The organism is Mongoliitalea daihaiensis (genome assembly GCF_021596945.1).
Lineage (GTDB): Bacteria > Bacteroidota > Bacteroidia > Cytophagales > Cyclobacteriaceae > Mongoliitalea > Mongoliitalea daihaiensis.
Genome location: NZ_CP063779.1, coordinates 3,642,606 through 3,662,835, shown reverse-complemented (window position 1 = coordinate 3,662,835; position 20,230 = coordinate 3,642,606). Strand labels below are relative to the sequence as shown.

The window sequence follows — 20,230 nt, the reverse complement described above, 5'->3', positions numbered from 1 at the left end:
TTGTTTTAATTGATTAGTTTTATCAAATGACTCGTATGTTCAAACGCTTTACTCTCTTTTTACTAACCATTTGCTTAGCCTCCTGTCAAAAAGATCCCAATCAGTCAAGTATTCCAACTTTGATTGTGGATATTGATAACGTCACAGAGGCCAAACTTTCTGATTATTTCGAATCCATAGACTATGTCTGGATGGAAGATGAATCCACTGAAGATGCTTCCATAGGAGTGATGCATCGCTTGATTTTACATCGAGATAAATTCTACATTTTTGATGAAGATATCTGTATTTGTTTTTACATTTTTTCGGATAAAGGCGATTTTATCAGAAAAGTAAGGGGGTACGGAGATGGTCCAGGCTCGTATATGTATCCATCATCGTTTCAAGTTGTCCAAGATACAATACGCTTAGTTGATATTTCTCAAAGGAAAATTCTTTCCTATGATTTAGACGGCAACTGGCTTTATGATGCTAAGCTAAGGTCACCAGCTTTGGAAGTTTTTGTGGACACCAAGGGTAATGAGTTTTATTATGCTGCATCTTATCTATCGACAGATATAATGAATCAGGTGCAAGTTTATGATCAGGTAGGGACATTAAATTTTGAAGTGTTTCCTTTTAGGGGAACTTTTGAAGAAATAAAAACAATCAATCGAGAACCTTTTATTGAAATCAATGAGGGAGTGGTTTTTCTCGAACAATATGCAGACACATTGTTCCTGCTAAAAAATGAAAAGTCAGAACCTTTCTTATTGTTTGATTTTTTAAAAAAGGGCTTCACCAAAAGTGATTTAAATCAAATCAAAGACTACGAACCCTTAGAGTATTTAGATTATTTGAATAACAGGATACCGTTATATTTTCTAGGTATGGCTGTTGGAAATCAAAGATACTTTTTGGGCTATTTTCAATATAGGAATAATCATTATTTAGGAATTTATGATTTCGAAAAAACATCTGGTTCTGTATTCAAATCTGGAATTATCAATGACTTGGATCAAGGTAAAGTAATTCATGGACTAAGTAATTTAAATGATTCCTCGGTATATGCTTGGACTACTGGAAGGGATTTGTACAAGCATGTTCAACATTTGAGAAGTAAAATGACAGATCAAACATGGGAGACCTTTGTAAAAGGAGAAGGGTACAAATTGGTATCTACGGCTAACCGAGCCAAGAATAGTGAAAACAGGGTTTTAATGATTTTGAAATGGAAAAAATGAAAATAATGATAAAAAATATAAAGTGGAATTTCAGGTTGATTTTGGGAGGCCTATTCTTTTTTTTGAGTGCTTGTGGACCTATAGCTAACTCTGAAGAAGTAACTGAAAAGGATGGCGTTATCACCATTAAAATTGATGTCGACAACTTAAGAGAAGCAAGCCTTTCGGAGTTTTTTGAGCCAGAGATTGACTATTTATTGCTCAAGGAATCAGAAGATCCCGGTTCTCAAATTGGTGAAATTGCCAAACTTATTGAATACAAAGACATGATCTTTGTGTTTGATTGGTGGATAGGAAAAAGTGTTCAGATGTTTGATAGGCAAGGAAATTTTATTCGTAGGATAAGAAATCTTGGAGATGGATTGGGGAAGTATATTGAATTGGCAGATCTTCAAGTTGTCCAAGATACGGTTTACCTACTTGCACATCCATTAAAAATCATCAAGTTTGACTTGGAAGGTAATTTTCTCGATGAGTTTAAGATTCCAGTAACGGGCAGGACATTTCACTACGATACCGATCGAAAGAGTTTCTTTGTATACCATGGTTCGGATGCGGAAAATTTAGTTTCAGAGATAAATCATGCTGGAAAGGTTCTTGGAAGTTTTTTCCCGAGGAATCCATCCATATTTTATGGAATCATGAGTGATCCTGTTAATTTTTATGCCTACGAAAATGGCTTTTATTTTACAAGAACCTATACCGATACTTTGTACACTTTCAATCAAAATTCATTTGAGCCTTTGATGGTTTTTGATTTCGGTAAGTTGGCCATGGATCATACTCGAATGATAGAGAAAAAATTGGAATTGGATAATCGTGCATTTTCTGACTATTTTAAAGAAAACTCTGGATCATCTTACGCTCCCTATGGTTTTTCGAATTCCAACTATATCCTGAGCAGACTAAGGATGCCAGGCTTTGGTGCAGTTTCAATTTTTGATAAAATCAATAAAAAGCATCATTTGGTAAAATTCGATTTGATGAATGATATTGATGAATCTTTTAACTTTTATCCACCAGTATATCAACTGCAAGAAAATAGAGTTGCTATAGCTTACAGAGGCCCAAGCTTGTACAACAAGGCTGTGGAAAAGAAACAAACCATGTCAGCGCAGGAATGGCAAGAGTACCAACAAGGAAAAGGTAAGGATTTTATAGAGGCCGCATTTTATGGGAAAGAAACAGAAAATTATGTTTTGATGATTCTAAAGACAAAAAAATAAACTCAACCAATCCGTAGTATCTTTTTATAAAGCCATAATGAATTTGCATATTTGCAGGCAAATAAAAAGCATCTGTTTGTAAAGATGCCATGTTTCATGTTTTACATCAATTTTAATGTCTAATCAACAAATTAAGATTACACTTCCCGACGGTTCTGTCCGGGAGTACGAAAAAGGAGTTTCAGGGCTACAGATTGCCAGTAGTATCAGCGAGGGTTTAGCCAGAAATGTTCTTGCCGCCAAAGTAAATGGGGAAACTTGGGATGCCAATAGACCTATCCAAACAGATGCTTCTGTCCAGTTATTAACTTGGAATGATGCGGAAGGAAAAAATACCTTCTGGCACTCTTCTGCCCACTTGATGGCTGAAGCTTTGGAAGCTCTCTATCCAGGCGTTAAGTTCGGTATCGGACCAGCTTTGGAAAACGGTTTTTACTATGACGTAGATTTTGGAGATAAACCCTTGGATGGTGCTGAACTCGAAAAAATTGAGGCCAAAATGTTGGAGCTTGCACGTCAAAAGAATGACTACATTCGAAAGGAGGTAGGCAAAGCAGATGCCATTGCGTATTTCCAAGAAAAAGGTGATGAGTATAAGCTGGACTTATTAGAAGGCTTGGAAGATGGTAGTATCACCTTCTATGAGCAAGGAAATTTTGTAGATCTATGCCGTGGCCCTCATATTCCGAATACAGGATTTATCAAAGCTGCTAAGTTGTTGAATATTGCGGGTGCCTATTGGAGAGGAGACGAGAAGAACAAAATGTTGACCCGAATTTATGGTATCACCTTTCCGAAAGCCAAGGAATTGCAGGAATACTTGCATATGTTGGAAGAAGCAAAGAAACGCGATCACCGAAAGCTGGGTAGGGAACTTGAATTGTTTACTTTCTCCGAAAAAGTGGGCATGGGTTTACCTTTGTGGTTGCCCAAAGGTACACTTTTGAGAGAGCGCTTGGTCAATTTTATGAAGCGTGCGCAGGACAAATCGGGCTATCAGCAGGTAGTTACACCGCATATCGGACACAAAATCTTATATGAAACTTCTGGACACTATGAAAAGTATGGGAAGGATTCATTTCAGCCGATAGCCACTCCAAATGAAGGAGAAGAGTTTTTGCTGAAGCCGATGAACTGTCCTCACCATTGTGAAATTTATAAGCACAAGCCTCGTTCCTACAAAGACTTGCCTATTCGCTATGCTGAGTTTGGTACCGTGTATAGATATGAGCAAAGTGGAGAATTGCATGGATTGACACGAGTGAGAGGTTTTACGCAAGATGACGCCCATATTTTCTGCCGTCCGGAGCAGGTGAAGGAAGAGTTTGTGAAAGTGATTGATTTGGTATTGTATGTGTTTAAAGCCTTGGGTTTTGAAAACTTTACAGCTCAGATATCTTTAAGAGACCCTAACAACAGAGAAAAATACATAGGAACGGATGAGGCATGGGAGAAAGCGGAGCGTTCCATTATCGAAGCTGCTGAAGAGCGTGGATTGGATACGGTAACCGAACTCGGTGAAGCAGCATTTTATGGGCCTAAGCTAGACTTCATGGTCAAAGACGCTTTGGGCAGAAAGTGGCAATTGGGAACCATTCAGGTAGATTACAACTTACCAGAACGCTTCCAATTGGAGTATATCGGCGCGGACAACCAAAAGCACAGACCGGTGATGATCCACAGAGCGCCTTTTGGCTCTTTGGAGCGATTTGTCGCTGTGTTGATTGAGCATTGTGCCGGTAATTTCCCATTATGGCTATCTCCCGAGCAAATCACTATTTTACCAATTTCGGAAAAGTATAAGGACTATGCCGAAGAGATTAAGTCTGTGTTAGAAGAACATGATATTATCGGGCAGATAGACAATCGAGATGAAAAAATCGGTAGAAAAATCCGAGATGCAGAAGTGAAGAAAATTCCATTTATGTTAATTGTGGGAGAAAAAGAACAAGAAGAATCTAAAATCTCTGTCAGAAAGCATGGAGAAGGGGATTTGGGAAGTTTGAGCGTGGATGAATTTATTGCCCATTTTAAAGGGATAATAGCTGAATCTTTAAAAAATTAAATAAAACGGTAAAATAGTTGGGATTTTTTTTAATCTCGAAATTATTCCGATATTTGCAGTCGATTTCATTAAATACCATACTAATTTGAGAGGGAGAACACCTTACAGTAGACAAAGACAAGAAGAGCCTTATCGCGTGAATGAGAAAATCAGGGCTCGAGAAATACGTTTAGTAGGAGACTTCATAGAAGGCGGTAACGCCGTTATGACAGTTCCTCAAGCCATCAAACTAGCACAGGAAAACGACCTGGATCTAGTTGAGATTTCTCCAAATGCGGATCCTCCTGTTTGTAAAATCATTGATTATGCAAAGTTCAAGTACGAGCAGAAGAAAAAGCAAAAAGAAATCAAAGCAAATGCTGCCAAAACAGTATTGAAGGAAATCAGATTCGGCCCGAATACGGACGACCATGATTTTAATTTCAAACTGAAGCATGCGATCGGTTTCTTAAAAGAAGGTGCGAAAGTGAAGGCTTATGTACATTTCGTTGGAAGGAGTATCGTGTTTAAAGAGCGTGGAGAGATGCTTTTGTTGAAGTTTGCCCAAGAATTGGAAGAGTATGGTATAGTGGAACAACTTCCTAAAATGGAGGGTAAGCGGATGTTTTTATTCCTTGCCCCCAAGGCCAAGAAATAATTTCAACTAATATATACAGTTATGCCTAAAGTAAAAACAAAATCAGGTGCAAAAAAGAGGTTCAAGTTAACTGGAACCGGAAAGATTAGAAGAAAGCACGCGTACAAGAGTCACATCTTGACCAAGAAAGCTACCAAGAGAAAGAGAAATCTAACTCAAATGGGTATGGTTCATGAGACAGATGAGGGCAGAGTAAAAGCAATGCTAAGAATTGGATAATCCAATTCCTTCAATCTAATTAATTTAACAGGTTTATTTATTCACCAGACGCTAAGGTTTTAAGTCCAATAGGCACCTAGGGTCAAAAAATCACAAAACTATGCCAAGGTCGGTCAACGCGGTTGCTTCAAGAGCACGTAGAAAAAAAGTTTTAAAAGCAACAAGAGGTTATTTTGGACGTGGTAAAAACGTTTGGACAGTAGCCAAAAACAAGTACGAAAAAGGTTTACAGTACGCTTACAGAGACAGAAAAGCGAAGAAAAGAGAATTCAGAGCTCTATGGATCCAGCGTATCAATGCAGGTGCCAGACAATTTGGTATCTCTTATTCACAATTTATGGGTATGTTGAAAAAAGCTGACATCGAATTGAACAGAAAAGTTCTTGCAGATTTAGCTATGAACCACCCAGAGGCATTCAAAGCTGTAGTTGAAAAAGTTAAATAAGACCGCACTTCTTATTTGACATAGGAACCGAGAGGTTCCATATAAAAGCCCATCATGTTTGATGGGCTTTTTTTTGGTCTTTCGCAAAAAATGTGGAATAAGAGCGAAAAAAATTGTTTGGAGGGTTCCCCTTAAGTACCATCCAGATGACCGATATTTACGGCATTAGCCATAGTCGATCGTGTCTACGACACTTCGCCTGTGTGGTGGATTTGTTCTCAACGGGTTGAAACCCGTTGCTAGAATGTATCCATCGCTCCTATGGAGCTTTTATTGGATTTGTGAATGAGATTTGGGGCAACCAATGCCGTAGGAACGTCCAACATTCTAGCCGAGGGTTTCAACCCTCGGAAACTATAGAATCCCGGTCTTCCCAAAAGTCCCATCGGGACGGCCGACATCATGTTGATTAGGATTTGTCGATCGTGTCTACGACACTTCGCCCATGTTGTGGATTTGTTCTCAACGGGTTGAAACCCGTTGCTAGAATGTATCCATCGCTCCTATGGAGCTTTTATTAGGTTATCAAATGAGATTTGGGGCAACCAATGCCGTAGGCATGACCAACATTCTAGCCGAGGGTTTCAACCCTCGGAAAAAATAGCATCGGCTACCATCCCAAGTCCCATCGGGACGGCCGACATTATGTTGATTAGGATTTGTCAATCGTGGCTAAGAGATCTCGCTCGGATGTGGTGGATTTGTGGTCAATGGGTTAAAACCCGTTGCTAGCATGTCTATCGCTCCTATGGAGCTTTTATTGGGTTAGCGAATGAGATTTTGGGCAACCAATGCTGTAGGCATGACCAACATTCTAGCCAAGGGTTTCAACCCTCGGAAAAAATAGCATCGGCTACCATCCCAAGTCCCATCGGGACGGCCGACATCATGTTGATTAGGGTTTGTGAATCGTGGCTAAGAGACCTCGCCCGGATGTGGTGGATTTGTGGTCAATGGGTTGAAACCCGTTGCTAGAATGTATCTATCGCTCCTATGGAGCTTTTATTGGATTTGCAAATGAGATTTGGGCCAACCAATGCCGTAGGCATGACCGACATTCTAGCCGAGGGTTTCAACCCTCGGAAACCATAGAATCCCGTTCTTTCCTCAAGTCCCATCGGGACGGACGACATTATGCTGATTAGGATTTGTCGATCGTGTCTACGACACTTCGCCCATGTGGTGGATTTGTTCTCAACGGGTTGAAACCCGTTGCTAGCATGTCTATCGCTCCTATGGAGCTTTTATTGGGTTAGCAAATGAGATTTTGTGCAACCAATGCCGTAGGCATGACCGACATTCTAGCCGAGGGTTTCAACCCTCGGAAAAAAATAGCATCGGCTACCATCCCAAGTCCCATCGGGACGGCCGACATCATGCCATTAGGATTTGTGAATCGTGGCTAAGAGACCTCGCCCGGATGTGGTGGATTTGTGGTCAATGGGTTAAAACCCGTTGCTAGCATGTCTATCGCTCCTATGGAGCTTTTATTGGGTTAGCGAATGAGATTTTGGGCAACCAATGGTGTAGGCATGACCAACATTCTAGCCAAGGGTTTCAACCCTCGGAAAAAATAGCATCGGCTACCATCCCAAGTCCCATCGGGACGGCCGACATCATGTTGATTAGGGTTTGTGAATCGTGCCTACGAGACCTCGCCCGGATGTGGTGGATTTGTGGTCAACGGGTTAAAACCCGTTGCTAGCATGTCTATCGCTCCTATGGAGCTTTTATTAGGTTAGCGAATGAGATTTGGGGCAACCAATGCCGTAGGCACGTCAGACATTCTAGCCGAAGGTTTCAACCCTCGGAAAAAATAGCATCGGCTACCATCCCAAGTCCCATCGGGACGGCCGACAAAAAATATTTCATAGATTTAAGATATAGAGATGTTTTCAATCAAATACTCTTATCTCTGTAAATTAAACGTTTAACTTTCTCATGATTCAAGGTTAAAAGATTAACAGAGAGTAAATTGATACACGATCAAACAAATATTATCATGGCAAACACTTATTCAATTCTCTTGGTACAAACTGTATTTGCGGTAAAATTTAGAAATGCTCTCATTCAAAAATCTTGGCAAAGTGAATTTCATTCGGTTATTGGTAATTTGATAAATGAAACTGATTGTCAATCCATTTTGGTCAATGGAGTAGCTGATCATGTACATTGTCTATTTGGTTTTAAGCCTAAACACTCATTATCAGATGTTTTACAAAATGTAAAAGCTAAATCATCTAAATGGGTGAATGATTCAAGATTGATAGATTCTAAGTTCGAATGGCAAAAAGGCTTTGGTGCATTTACTTACAGTTATGGGCAAATAGATCAGGTTTATCAATACATTAAAAATCAAGAAGTCCACTACAAAAGGGTCACGTTCCTAGAGGAATATGAGCATATGTTGAAAAAATATAGGATTGAATACGATGCAAGATACATTTTTAAAGTTCCAGAATGATGATTTCATTTACTCATTCAGAATTAATTCAAAAACTCATTATCCAATTTCTTGAATATTTTGGAAATTGGAATTCTTCAATTTGCTAGCCTATGTCGATCGTGTCTACGACACTTCGCCTGTTTAATGGATTTGTTATCAGCGAGTTAAAACCCGTTGCTAGAATGTCTCTATCGCTCCTATGGAGCTTTTATTGGATTTGCAAATGAGATTTGGGCCAATCAATGCCGTAGGCATGACCGACATTCTAGCCGAGGGTATCAACCCTCGGAAACCATAGAATCCCGGTCTTTCCCCAAGTCCCATTGGGACGGCCGACATTATGCTGATTAGGATTTGTCGATCGTGTCTACGACACTTCGCCTGGGTGGTGGATTTGTTCTCAACGGGTTGAAACCCGTTGCTAGAATGTATCCATCGCTCCTATGGAGCTTTTATTAGGTTATCAAATGAGATTTGGGGCAACCAATGCCGTAGGCATGACCGACATTCTAGCCGAGGGTTTCAACCCTCGCAAACCATAGAATCTCGGTCTTTCCCCAAGTCCCATCGGGACGGCCGACATTATGCTGATTAGGATTTGTCGATCGTGTCTACGACACTTCGCCTGCGTGGTGGATTTGTTCTCAACGGATTGAAACCCGTTGCTAAAATGTTTCTATCGCTCCTATGGAGCTTTAATTAGGGTAGAGAATAAGATTTGAGGCAATCAATGCCGTAGGAACGACCGACATTCTAGCCGAGGGTTGAAACCCTCGGAAACCATAAAATCTCGGTCTTTCCTCAAGTCCCATCGGGACGGTCGACATCGTGTTGATTAGGATTTGTCGATCGTGTCTACGACACTTCGCCCATGTGGTGGATTTTGTGGTCAACGGGTTAAAACCCGTTGCTAGCATGAATCTATCGCTCCTATGGAGCTTTTATTAGGTTATCAAATGAGATTTGGGGCAACCAATGCCGTAGGCATGACCGACATTCTAGCCGAGGGTTTCAACCCTCGGAAAAAATAGCATCGGCTACCATCCCAAGTCCCATCGGGACGGCCGACATCATGCCATTAGGATTTGTGAATCGTGGCTACGAGACCTCGCTTGTTTCGGAACTATTTTAAAAACACAAAATATTGCGCTTATTAAAATTATTAATTAGATGGTTTTAATTCAAAGTTACGTGTGGGTTTATACTTCATAATCCATAAAAATGGCACCAATACAAAAATACCACCCACCAACGCACCTACATCGAGTTCCTCATCTCTAGAGAATGCCGTATTCAACGGGTTATACCCTTCTTTTTCTAACGTGACTAAATTGGTGGAACCCACAATTTTTTTATCACTGTAGGTTACAGGAGTAGTTCCCATATACTCTCCATTGATATAAAGCTTTGCATCAGAAGGATAGCTTTGAATGACCGTAGTACTTACACAAGAACTGAATAACAAAACAGCAATTAGAAAGATGCTAGTGTTTTTTAACAATAAATTCTTCATAGTTTGGCTTAATTTTGGTGCAATTTAAAGCCTAGATTGAATAAAAACTATGATTTGAGTCAGTTAATTTATTTTATGAACCAAATCAGAACAGGTGTGTTTTAAACCATATATTTGAAAGCGCAATGACAATAATTAAAACGTTCTTCACTATCAGCTTTTTCTATAAGTATGTTAGAAGCCTTCAAGGCAATGGTCCATACTCATCGAATTAACTTTTAAAATTAGGATAACTAACGAATAAAAAGGAATGTACCAACCCAAAGAATATCTGCTTCATATCACACTGTTTGTTTTAACCTTAGGAGCTACTACACTCGCAGGGGCAGAATGGCTCTACGGGAAATCGATCATGGTAGGAGGGGAGCATGCCCTTACTTGGGAGTACTTCTTTAAATCCCTTCATTTTTCCATACCTTTTATAGGAATCTTGCTCGTTCATGAACTAGGGCATTTATTTATGTCTATTCATCATCGGGTAAAATCCTCACTTCCATACTTTATTCCTGCTTGGTTTGGCTTTTTAGGAGCGCTGTCTATTGGAACTTTCGGAGCAGTGATTCGCATGAAAAGTTTTATAAATAGCCGCAAAAAATATTTCGATATTGGAATAGCAGGCCCTTTAGCCGGTTTCGTTTTAGCTGTTGGGGTTTTGTTTTATGGGTTTACCAACCTTCCGGATGCGGACTATATTTATCAAATACATCCAGAATATTTAGATGAAAACTTCCAAGGCCATGCAGCTGAAGAAGGATATATTACCATCAAAATTGGCTACAATCTGTTATTTTGGATGATGGAGAAAGGACTGGCAGACCCCGAAAGAATGCCAGATGTTTCAGAGATTATTCATTTTCCATACCTTTTTGCAGGCTATTTGGCATTGTTTTTTACAGCCTTAAACCTTCTCCCCATTGGTCAATTGGATGGGGGACATGTAGTCTTTGGCTTGTTTCCGCGGCATCATAAACAAATATCCGTCTTTTTTTACGCCGCATTTATTTTTTATGCAGGATTAGGGGTTATAAGTCCTTATGATGAGCTTAATCATTTATTGATTGCTATTCCGTTGTATATCGGTTTTTTATACATCTGTTTCCGGAAGTCAGGCTTAGAGACGCAAACTGTATGGACAATAGTACTCGGAATAGCAGCTACTCAATACTTGCTTGTGAATATTTTCCCAACTATACAAGGTTATATGGGGTGGTTGTTTTTTGCTTTTTTATTGGGAAGGGTGATGGGGCTGCAACACCCGGAGGTTAATGGAGTAAAAGCACTAGATCGGAAACGTCAATTGATCGGTTGGATTGCAATTGTAATCTTTGTTGTATGTTTTACACCGCAACCTTTCATCGTTGAATAAATGTCACAGTATGATCAACGCCAGAAAAAAGAGGGCTAAAATAATAGCAATCCATTGATAAAGAGGGTTTCTTTTGGGGAATTCAAATTGACAAATAGGGCAGATAGTCGCTTTTGCATCTACATCCATCGCACATGAGGGACATTCTTTTGTTTTCATGGGAACCTTCCAGTGTTTTTTCGTTTTATGTATACGTTAAATAATTGAATTGAACCATGAAGATAGAAATTTGGTCGGATATCATGTGTCCTTTTTGCTACATTGGCAAAAGACGTCTAGAAAAAGCCTTAGAATCCTTTGAATATCGTGATCAGATCGTCATCGAATGGAAAAGCTTCCTTTTGAATCCAACGATGAAAACTGATCCCAATAAAAACTCATTGGAATATCTATCTGAAGTAAAAGGTTGGTCCATGGATCAAACGAAAGAAATTACAGCGCAGGTAGTACAAATGGCAGCAGCTGAGGGCTTAGATTACGATATGGAACATGCGGTCGTGGCCAATGCCTACAAAGCTCATCGCTTGCTTCATTTTGCCAAAACACATGGATTGGGATCGCCAATGAAAGAGCGTTTGTTGAGAGCGTATTTCACTGAGGGAATGAATATCGATGATTCGGAAACTTTGATAACATTGGCAGTCGAGATTGGTTTACCTCAAGAGGCGGTTTATGCTTGCTTGAATTCAGATGCTTTTTTGAAAGAGGTTAATGAAGATGTTCAGGAAGCCCAGCAGCTAGGTGTTAGAGGTGTTCCGTTTTTTGTATTGGATAGAAAATTTGGTATTTCGGGAGCGCAACAGGATGAGGTATTTCAGCAGACCATCGCCAAAGCTTTTGCAGGTTATCAGGCATCTATGGGGATCAGCTTCTTAGATGGAGGAGGTCAAGCGTGTGATGTCGAAGGAAATTGTAATTAAGTAGTTCCAGTAAATAGCCACAAAGGCGCGAAGGCACAAATAGATCAGTTGTTTTGGAATACTTCTAAAACAAATGGTAAAGTAATTTAAAGTGAAAGCTTGGTGTCTCTGTGTCTTTGTGGCATTTCTTTTAATATAGATTTACTTGATACAATTTATTTTTCTGACAACCACCTTCACTCCCTTCATTCCTTCCGAATTCTTTTCTACCTTCGACCATGCTTTTTGCGATTGTAGATATTGAGACCACTGGAGGGAGTGCACGAAGTGCAAGGATTACCGAAATAGCAGTATTGATTCATGATGGGTATCAAGTTTTGGATACCTTTCACACACTATTGAATCCACAGCAATATATTCCTGCTTACATCACAGGTTTAACAGGCATTGATGAAGCAATGGTAGCTGAAGCCCCTACATTTGGGGAAATAGCACAAGAACTTCTTACTTTATTGGAAGACAAGGTGTTTGTAGCCCATAATGTGAATTTTGATTATGGGTTTATCCGAGAAGCTTTTTCTTCCATCGGTATTTCTTACGAATCCCCTAAGCTTTGTACTGTTCAGTTAAGCAGAAAGGCTTTCCCTGGCTTTCCATCGTATAGTTTAGGACGTATTTGTGAACATCTTCGAATTCATATTCAGGATAGGCACCGTGCATTTGGAGATGCGGAAGCCACTGCCCAACTCTTTGGGATGATATTCGAAAAAAATGAAGATATTATTCTTGGAAGCTTACGTAAGCGCCAAGCTTTTCACTTTCTTCCTCCTCAAATTTCGGAAGAAAAGTTTTTGAGTTTACCCGAAGAGACAGGTATTTATTATTTTTTAGATGAAAAGGGTGTTCCTATCTACATTGGAAAAGCGCTAAATATCCGTAGCCGATTTAAACAACATTTCTCCGGTAAATCTGAGGAAGAGGAAAAATTTCAGCTAAAGTCCCTCATTCGTGATGTTCAATGGAAATTGACCGGGAGTGAATTGTTAGCTTGCTTATTAGAACTACAGGAAATCAAGCATAAATGGCCTAAATTCAATAAAGCTGCTAAATTCAAAACCATGAGTTGGGGTATTGTCAGTTACGAAGATGGGAATGGGTATCTACGTTTACAGGTTGCCAAAATTACTAAAGGAACACCATCCATCGCTCAGTTTAATACTCATGCCGAGGCTTTCCATTTGCTGAAGCATAAGGTCCTTGAATATGAGATGTGTCCCAAATTGGCTGGGATTCAAAAATCAGCCGATTTTTGTTTTGATCATAAAAAAGGTGATTGCAAAGGTGCTTGTGGGGGACTGGAGATCCCTGAACTGTATAATTTGAAAGTCAGACAATTCATACAAACCTTTTCAAAAGAACGAGGTCGCTTATTGATTCAGGATTTGGGAAGGACAGCACAAGAACATTCTGTCTTGTATTTTGAAGATGGAATTTTTCAAGGCTATACTTTTTTAGAAGCTACCTTAGAGAAAACATCGGCGATAGTTGATAAATTGATCAGAGTTCAGCCTGAGAGAGATTCACAGTACTTGTTAAAAGCTTTTTTTCCGAAGATTGCTGTAGAGAAGATTCAGGTACTTTAAATTCGGTTTCGCAAAGGCGCAAAGATGCAAGCTGAACTAAGAATTAACCAAATTAGAATCGTAATTGCTAGTAGCTTTTCATCCAATAGTTTACTTGCGAACTTGGCGCCTTTGCGTGCCGTTAAAATGCTAATGCAGCTAATCCTAATTGCTTATTCAAGGGTTTGAGTAGATTCCCGACACCTTTGTTATAATTACCTAATAACTGCTGACCTAACAATTGTAAAAGGAAATTTTGACGCGTATTTTTTAGATTTAAGAAACTGGTTTTTTTAGCGTCGTCTGAAAGACTGCTGTTATTCAAAACTTTGAAGACGTCATCAACAAATGTTTTGTTAGTAGCTTTTAATTTGCTGTCTTGATCAGCTGTAAGACCTAATTTGTCTACCGTATTTAAAGCTGTCAATACTTGACTCGTCAAATCACCACCTCCTGATGGGAGTTTTAAACGTTGTGCAGTAGCATCATTAGCAAATACCAAGATGCAGATAAATGCGAGGGAAAAAAGAATCTGTTTCATAAAGTTTTTTGTTTATGATTAAATGTAAATAAATCTTTTTGCGATACAAAAGCCTTTCTTCTTAAATCTTCTTAACTGAATCAGAAAATAAGGAAATTAAAAATTAATTTAACTTTTAGCCTTGTCAAGGGCAATTCGCTATTCTCTTCGTACTATGCAAGAAGAAATAGAATTATTGGAATATATTAAGCTCAAAAAAACACCGGTATTGAAACTTTAATGTCCAACACCGGTGCTTCAAATTGTTATGATTAATATTCAGGAGTAAAGAGGTGATATTTAGTAGATCAGTAGAAAAAGAAGTTGCTACTCATTCCTAATTATTCATTCTTCTTTCCTAACTTTTTATCACTGTCCACTGTTCACTGTCCACTGCTCACTGTTAACCCTTTCTTGCAATTGCCTTTTTCGCAGCCTTTACAATGTTCTCAGCATTTAAGCCGTATTTCTCCAACAATTGGGTAGGAGTTCCGGATTCACCGAAGGAGTCTAATACACCCACGTATTCCAATGGAGCAGGATTGTTTCGAATCAAGGTTTGAGCGATACTGTCTCCTAAGCCACCGTTGATTTGGTGTTCTTCTGCTGAAACCGCACAACCAGTTTTAGCAACGGAGGCTAGGATAGCTTCTTCATCCAATGGCTTTATCGTATGAATATTTATCACCTCAGCTGAAATGCCTTCTTCTCTCAACATCGCCTCAGCAACCACAGCCTCCCACACTAAGTGACCTGTAGCAAAGATGGTAACATCCGTTCCTTCAATCATTTTCCAAGCTTTACCAATCACAAATTCTTGGTCTTTAGGCGTGAAAATAGGCCAGCTTGGTCTACCAAATCTCAGGTATGCAGGGCCCTCATGATTGACTAAAGCTAAAGTAGCCGCTTTTGTTTGATTGTAATCGCAAGGATTGATGACAGTCATATGAGGAAGCATTTTCATCATACCGAGATCTTCTAAAATCTGATGCGTAGCACCGTCTTCACCTAAGGTCAAACCAGCATGGGAAGCACAGATTTTTACGTTTTTACCAGAATACGCAACAGATTGTCTGATTTGGTCATACACGCGGCCCGTAGAAAAGTTAGCAAAGGTTCCTGTGAAAGGAATTTTCCCTCCAATAGTCATCCCTGCTGCCAAGCCAATCATGTTGGCTTCTGCAATTCCTACTTGGAAAAAACGCTCGGGAAATTCTTTTTGGAAAGCGCCCATTTTTAAAGAACCGATCAAGTCAGCGCAAAGACCTACTACATTAGGGTTTTGTCTTCCAGCTTCTAGTAAACCGTCGCCAAAGCCAGAGCGGGTATCTTTCTTCTCAGTATATGTGTATTTTAAATCTAATGTCTTTTCCATGTTAGTAGTCTCCTAAGGTTTCTTTCAATTGTCCCAATGCATTGGCTAATTCAGCATTACTTGGAGCAATGCCATGCCATTTGTGCGTACCTACCATAAAGTCTACACCGTATCCCATTTCGGTATATAACAAGACAAGTACAGGCTTTCCTTTACCAGTAAGGCTCTTCGCATCAGCAAGACCTGCCAAAACGGGCTCCATATCGTTACCTTTTTGGATTTCAACCACTTCCCAACCGAATGCTTCCCATTTTGCTTTCAGGTTTTTCAAGTCCATTACCTTCTCGGTAGGACCATCAATTTGCTGACCATTATAGTCAATCGCAGCAATCACATTGTCAATTTTATAGTGTGCAGCATACATAGCCGCTTCCCATACTTGACCTTCTTGCTGTTCACCATCTCCCATGACAGCGTAAACTAATTTGTCGTCTCCATTAAGCTTTTTCACCTGCGCGGCACCAAGTGCTACAGAAAGTCCTTGGCCTAACGAACCTGAGGCAATTCGGATACCGGGCAAACCTTCTTCAGTAGCGGGGTGTCCTTGTAAGCGAGTATTGATTTTTCGGAAAGTTCCCAACTCTTCAACACCAAAGTAACCTGACCTTGCCAATACAGCGTACCATAAGGCGGACACGTGTCCGTTAGAAAGGAAGAAGAGATCTTCGCCTTTGCCGTCCATTTGGAACTGATTGTTATGCGTCATTTCTTTGAAGAAGAGCGCCACGAAGTACTCCGTAAGGCCCAAGGCTGCTCCTGGGTGACCGGATTGCACGCCATGAACCATGCGCAAGCAATCTCTTCTAACCTGTGAACAGATGTCGTTGAGTTGTTCGATTGATTTATTTTCCATTGGTTTGGAATTATTTGAGGATTTGTTTGGTATGTTCTTTTGTATTTACTTTTTCAATGATTTCTTCCAATATCCCTTCTTCATTGATGATGAATGTAGTACGTGCTGTTCCCATATACTTTCTGCCATACATGGATTTTTCTACCCAAGTACCGTAGGCCTCATGAACTTTCAAGTCCTCATCAGCTAAAAGGGGGAAAGGAAGGCTTTGCTTTTCGATGAATTTTTGGTGGGATTTTTCGGAGTCCGAACTCACACCCAAGACTACATAACCCGCAGCCAATAAAGCATCGTAGTTGTCTCTTAAATTACAAGCTTGTGCAGTGCAACCCGGAGTATTGTCTTTTGGATAAAAATAAAGTACAACTTTTTTTCCTTTGAAATCAGACAACTTCAAGATGTTGCCTTGTTGATCTTTCGCTTCAAATGCCGGTGCTGGATTTCCAATTTCTAACGCCATGTTTTTGTGGTTTTATTTGTTAATGTGATAAAAGCTGGGTTACAGGCAAAAGTACCAAAACTTCTTGTCTTTGGGTAGGTTTTTATGAATATAAAAGGCCTTATGATTAGCATAAAATTATAATTGCGAAGATTATAAAATTAAATTGTATGCTGTATTTGGAAATAAAAAATGATCAATCACTAAATTGTCAAGATAATCTACCCAGCGGCTACAGTAAATTGAGTCAGTTAGTTTTAAAACACTAAACTCATCTTTAAAAAAACTCTCTGCTCCGCACCCTGACTGATAAACTTTTAAGATCAATGTTTTGGACCCCAAGGTTTTTGTTATTAATTATTTCAGTTAATTTCTCAGTCTCTTGATTTTTCTAAACAAAAATAAATTATTTGACTAGAGTTTTATAAACAGTTTCATTCCCTGCCATATCCCTTACTTTCAATATAAGCTCTCCTTTGAAAGCTTGTTTGGTCAACTTCTCAGACCAGATGACATTTTGCTTATGCTCATATCGCATCAATACCCATTCACCATTGACCAAGGCCTCAAAATCCTTTATTCCGGATTTGTCATCTCGAATGGTAAACCTCAATTCGTCAGCAGTTACCCGGATGGGCGTAATGCTGGGAGGGTTGACGTCTGTATCGAGTACAAAGGTACCAAAGTTTCTAGTTTTGAAACGGATATTTCCTAATTCCCACGTTCCGCCTACAAAAGACTTGCTCCCATTTCTGTTGAGGGCATATACATGTGTTCGCTCTCTATCGGCACTTCCCATAGTTTCCTTCCAAAGGATTTCAATAGGAGAGCGTAAATATTCATCCGTATCATTGATTTTGAGACGATTATTTTGGTGTTCTACTCTTAAGTACAAATCATCCAAGGTGGCTTCTTCTGGCACAATGATTTCTAGTTGTTGATTGGCAACCAAGCGCTCCTCACCGAAAGGAATGTGCGCAATGACGGAGGGAAAGATCGTCTCTGTGCACAAGTCAATTTGCTCGGGAATGCCATAGCGCATATCCCATGTATAAATTCGATGAGAATTGTTGACGTATATTGGGGCCATTTCCATTTCGTGGCTTTTCACCCAAACTTTGGCTAAGGTACCGATGTCAGAAGGACCTGTTTCGATGATCATCAAGGAACCATCGTATTTAATAGATGTTCCTTTGGTAGTGCTGATGTTTCGATTACCCAAAAAGAAGGGAGCTTCTTCGCCGACTAAGGTCATTTTCACTGTTCGAGCATTTCCAAAAAAGTCTTGGGCTTTTACTGAAATATTTTTTCGCTGTTGGGGATTCACTGAAATTGCACCAGACCATGTTGAATCCGGTTCATAGATTTCCAAGACATTGTTAGGGACCTTATAAAGGCGTTTAAACTTATTACCAGTCATATGGGAGAAAAAGAATCTCCCCTTGTTGAAATCGATGTGTTGTAGGTTGGCCTTGAAAATCAGGTTACCATCTTCACTCAATTCATACATAGGATTTCCAAAAATATTGGTGGAACCGTCCATGCGGTCGATGGAATGGATTTCAATACCCACCTGTCCACTGACTTTAACAGGTTCTTTGATCACATAGACACCTCCTTCAAGCAGGGGAGTTACCTCAATCCGTTGGTAAAGACCATTGACCCTGCTATCCATACCGATTGGACGAATAGCCATTTTGTAAATGATAGGGGGAGTATTATCCACAACTTCTCTGAATCTGTAAATAAATGGGTCAATGGCACGGTCTAAGGTGTCCCGAATTTCAAAATGAAGGTGTGGTCCACCCGAACTCCCGGTATTCCCTCCATTTCCTATGACTTCCCCTCTTTTAATGGGTAGAAAATCAGGGTCTGGGAAGATTTCCAATTCATTTTTTTTCGCAAAATATAGCTCCTTGCGCATGAATTCCATGATTTTTGGAGAGAAGTTTCGCAAATGAGCATAAACAGAGGATTGACCATCGTTATGCCTCAAATACAGCACATTTCCATAGCCATAGGTGGAAATTTTCATCCGATAAATGTAGCCATCTGCAATGGCTAAGATGGGTTCTCCATCCACTCCACCAATTTTCACATCAATCCCGGAATGAAAATGACTGGGTCGTATTTCGGAAAAGTTTCCAGACAGTGCTGCTCGTTGTCCTGGCTTTACTGGAAATAAATAGTCTTGAGCAAGGATATTATTTGAAAAGCCAAGCCAAAAGCAAAGCCACAAAAAGGAATTATTTAATTTCAAAGTCCAGTAATTTTTGATCTTCGATAAATGCTTCCAATCGGTCTCCAATATTGACTTTACTCACACCTGCTGGAGTCCCTGTAAAGATTAAATCACCTTTTTTCAGCGTAAAAAACTGAGAGACATAGGCAATGATAGCATTGAAGTCGAAAAGCATCATGGAAGTATTTCCTTTTTGCTTGAATTCTCCATTGATAAGCAAATGAAAATTGATATCGTTCATGGATTTGAATTCCGAAACTGGTAAAAATGATCCGACTGGTGCTGAACCGTTAAATGCTTTAGCAATTTCCCAAGGAAGTCCTTTAGCTTTACATGCATCTTGCAAATCGCGCGCAGTGAAATCGATGCCTATACCAATTTCATCAAAATACCGATGGGCAAATTGTGGCTGAAGATGTTTGCCTTCTTTACATACCTTGAGTACCAATTCAACCTCGTGATGGATGTTTTGTGAAAAGTCAGGATGGTAAAAAGGGGCGTTATTTTTAAGAACAGCTGTATCTGGTTTGAGGAAAACGACGGGTGCGGTAGGTCGTTCGTTGTTGAGCTCTTCGATGTGTTCGGCGTAATTTCTTCCGATAGCAATTACTTTCATGGGCTTTTCTATTCAGCTAGCAAAGAAAAGGATTTTTGGGGAAAATTTGGCAGTTATTGCGTCTTTAGACGGGGTTTTTATGTTAAAAATTGATACATGAATAATAGAGGTACCTAGTTTAATTCAACTCCTATCGGAGTTGGGCTTGGGGTTTTAAAACCTTTTTTTACCCCGAGTGGCGACTCGGGGCTAATACCCTTCGGGATTTAACTCCTATCGGAGTTTGTTTTTTTAAGCAAACTAGCCAACATGGTTTTTTTTGCCTTTTTATGGTTTAAAAAATTAGTAAATCCCAATTCAAATAGTAGGGATCAACTTTTCCAGATTTGCGTCAGCAAACTATCTGTGTAAATCAGTGCTTATCATTTGTCATCTGTGTTAAATTTTTTCTGCGTATTCTCCGCTTTCTGCGAGAACCAATGCTCAATCAATCATCGTTGCCCATATTTTGGTGATTCGGTCATCCAATAATTAGGAAGAGTGTGATGCTGGTAAACGATCAACTAAAATAGGTTAGGAAAAGGGGGTAAAATGGTCACAGATGCACACAGATGGCCACAGAT

The 20,230-nt window shown here is 39.7% G+C and carries 20 protein-coding genes; 11 read left to right on the top strand and 9 right to left on the bottom strand.

Annotation, left to right across the window (positions count from 1 at the left end):
• Nucleotides 1–35 precede the first annotated feature (35 nt).
• The 6 genes from IPZ59_RS15665 to rplT all read left to right on the top strand — a co-directional run bounded on the left by IPZ59_RS15665 (nt 36) and on the right by rplT (nt 5,815).
• Nucleotides 36–1,223, top strand: coding sequence for a 6-bladed beta-propeller (locus IPZ59_RS15665; RefSeq protein WP_236136987.1), 1,188 nt, complete (start codon nt 36–38; stop codon nt 1,221–1,223).
• Nucleotides 1,224–1,228: 5 nt separating this feature from the next.
• Nucleotides 1,229–2,449: a 6-bladed beta-propeller gene (locus IPZ59_RS15660; protein ID WP_236136986.1), complete on the top strand. Its 1,221-nt coding sequence runs from the start codon at nt 1,229–1,231 to the stop codon at nt 2,447–2,449.
• Nucleotides 2,450–2,564: 115 nt separating this feature from the next.
• Nucleotides 2,565–4,514 (top strand): threonine--tRNA ligase, encoded by a 1,950-nt coding sequence (thrS, locus tag IPZ59_RS15655; RefSeq protein ID WP_236136985.1) that lies wholly within the window; start codon nt 2,565–2,567, stop codon nt 4,512–4,514.
• Nucleotides 4,515–4,599: 85 nt separating this feature from the next.
• Nucleotides 4,600–5,151 (top strand): translation initiation factor IF-3, encoded by a 552-nt coding sequence (gene infC, locus IPZ59_RS15650; protein WP_236136984.1) that lies wholly within the window; start codon nt 4,600–4,602, stop codon nt 5,149–5,151.
• Between the two features lie 21 nt (nt 5,152–5,172).
• Nucleotides 5,173–5,370, top strand: coding sequence for a 50S ribosomal protein L35 (gene rpmI, locus IPZ59_RS15645; RefSeq protein WP_236136983.1), 198 nt, complete (start codon nt 5,173–5,175; stop codon nt 5,368–5,370).
• Between the two features lie 100 nt (nt 5,371–5,470).
• Entirely contained in the window at nt 5,471–5,815 is a 345-nt protein-coding gene (gene rplT, locus IPZ59_RS15640; protein WP_236136982.1) for a 50S ribosomal protein L20, read from the top strand.
• A 239-nt stretch (nt 5,816–6,054) separates the two neighbouring features.
• Here the strand turns inward: rplT and IPZ59_RS15635 are convergent, their stop codons facing one another.
• On the bottom strand, nt 6,055–6,219 hold the full coding sequence (locus tag IPZ59_RS15635; RefSeq protein ID WP_236136981.1) for a hypothetical protein: 165 nt from the start codon (nt 6,217–6,219) through the stop codon (nt 6,055–6,057).
• 855 nt (nt 6,220–7,074) lie between these two features.
• On the opposite strand from IPZ59_RS15635, the gene IPZ59_RS15630 reads away from it, so the two are divergent.
• Complete coding sequence (locus IPZ59_RS15630; RefSeq protein ID WP_236136980.1) at nt 7,075–7,221, top strand: hypothetical protein; 147 nt, start codon at nt 7,075–7,077, stop codon at nt 7,219–7,221.
• Nucleotides 7,222–7,817: 596 nt separating this feature from the next.
• Nucleotides 7,818–8,279 carry an IS200/IS605 family transposase gene (gene tnpA / locus IPZ59_RS15625; protein ID WP_236136979.1) on the top strand — a complete coding sequence of 154 codons (462 nt, stop codon included), beginning with the start codon at nt 7,818–7,820 and terminating at the stop codon, nt 8,277–8,279.
• A gap of 1,144 nt (nt 8,280–9,423) precedes the next feature.
• Here the strand turns inward: tnpA and IPZ59_RS15620 are convergent.
• On the bottom strand, nt 9,424–9,774 hold the full coding sequence (locus tag IPZ59_RS15620; RefSeq protein ID WP_236136978.1) for a PEGA domain-containing protein: 351 nt from the start codon (nt 9,772–9,774) through the stop codon (nt 9,424–9,426).
• 250 nt (nt 9,775–10,024) lie between these two features.
• Between IPZ59_RS15620 and IPZ59_RS15615 the strand changes: the two genes are divergently transcribed.
• From IPZ59_RS15615 to IPZ59_RS15605, 3 genes are all read left to right on the top strand, one after another.
• A complete protein-coding gene (locus IPZ59_RS15615; RefSeq protein WP_236136977.1) occupies nt 10,025–11,140 on the top strand; it encodes a site-2 protease family protein in 1,116 nt (371 codons plus the stop codon).
• A gap of 215 nt (nt 11,141–11,355) precedes the next feature.
• On the top strand, nt 11,356–12,060 hold the full coding sequence (locus tag IPZ59_RS15610; protein WP_236136976.1) for a DsbA family oxidoreductase: 705 nt from the start codon (nt 11,356–11,358) through the stop codon (nt 12,058–12,060).
• Between the two features lie 218 nt (nt 12,061–12,278).
• On the top strand, nt 12,279–13,643 hold the full coding sequence (locus IPZ59_RS15605) for an exonuclease domain-containing protein (protein ID WP_236136975.1): 1,365 nt from the start codon (nt 12,279–12,281) through the stop codon (nt 13,641–13,643).
• A gap of 121 nt (nt 13,644–13,764) precedes the next feature.
• On the opposite strand, the gene IPZ59_RS15600 is transcribed toward IPZ59_RS15605, so the two are convergent.
• The 7 genes from IPZ59_RS15600 to IPZ59_RS15575 form a co-directional block, all read right to left on the bottom strand.
• Nucleotides 13,765–14,163, bottom strand: coding sequence for a hypothetical protein (locus tag IPZ59_RS15600; protein WP_236136974.1), 399 nt, complete (start codon nt 14,161–14,163; stop codon nt 13,765–13,767).
• 382 nt (nt 14,164–14,545) lie between these two features.
• Nucleotides 14,546–15,517: a transketolase family protein gene (locus tag IPZ59_RS15595; RefSeq protein WP_236136973.1), complete on the bottom strand. Its 972-nt coding sequence runs from the start codon at nt 15,515–15,517 to the stop codon at nt 14,546–14,548.
• A 1-nt stretch (nt 15,518) separates the two neighbouring features.
• Entirely contained in the window at nt 15,519–16,370 is an 852-nt protein-coding gene (locus tag IPZ59_RS15590) for a transketolase (protein WP_236136972.1), read from the bottom strand.
• Between the two features lie 10 nt (nt 16,371–16,380).
• Complete coding sequence (bcp, locus tag IPZ59_RS15585) at nt 16,381–16,830, bottom strand: thioredoxin-dependent thiol peroxidase (protein ID WP_236136971.1); 450 nt, start codon at nt 16,828–16,830, stop codon at nt 16,381–16,383.
• 132 nt (nt 16,831–16,962) lie between these two features.
• Nucleotides 16,963–17,136, bottom strand: a complete 174-nt coding sequence (locus IPZ59_RS20350) for a putative polyvalent protein kinase domain-containing protein (RefSeq protein ID WP_394800715.1) — start codon at nt 17,134–17,136, stop codon at nt 16,963–16,965.
• Between the two features lie 79 nt (nt 17,137–17,215).
• Nucleotides 17,216–19,069 (bottom strand): M23 family metallopeptidase, encoded by a 1,854-nt coding sequence (locus IPZ59_RS15580; RefSeq protein ID WP_236136970.1) that lies wholly within the window; start codon nt 19,067–19,069, stop codon nt 17,216–17,218.
• Complete coding sequence (locus tag IPZ59_RS15575) at nt 19,056–19,667, bottom strand: fumarylacetoacetate hydrolase family protein (protein ID WP_236136969.1); 612 nt, start codon at nt 19,665–19,667, stop codon at nt 19,056–19,058. Before IPZ59_RS15575 ends, IPZ59_RS15580 begins: the two co-directional genes overlap by 14 nt.
• Nucleotides 19,668–20,230 lie beyond the last annotated feature (563 nt).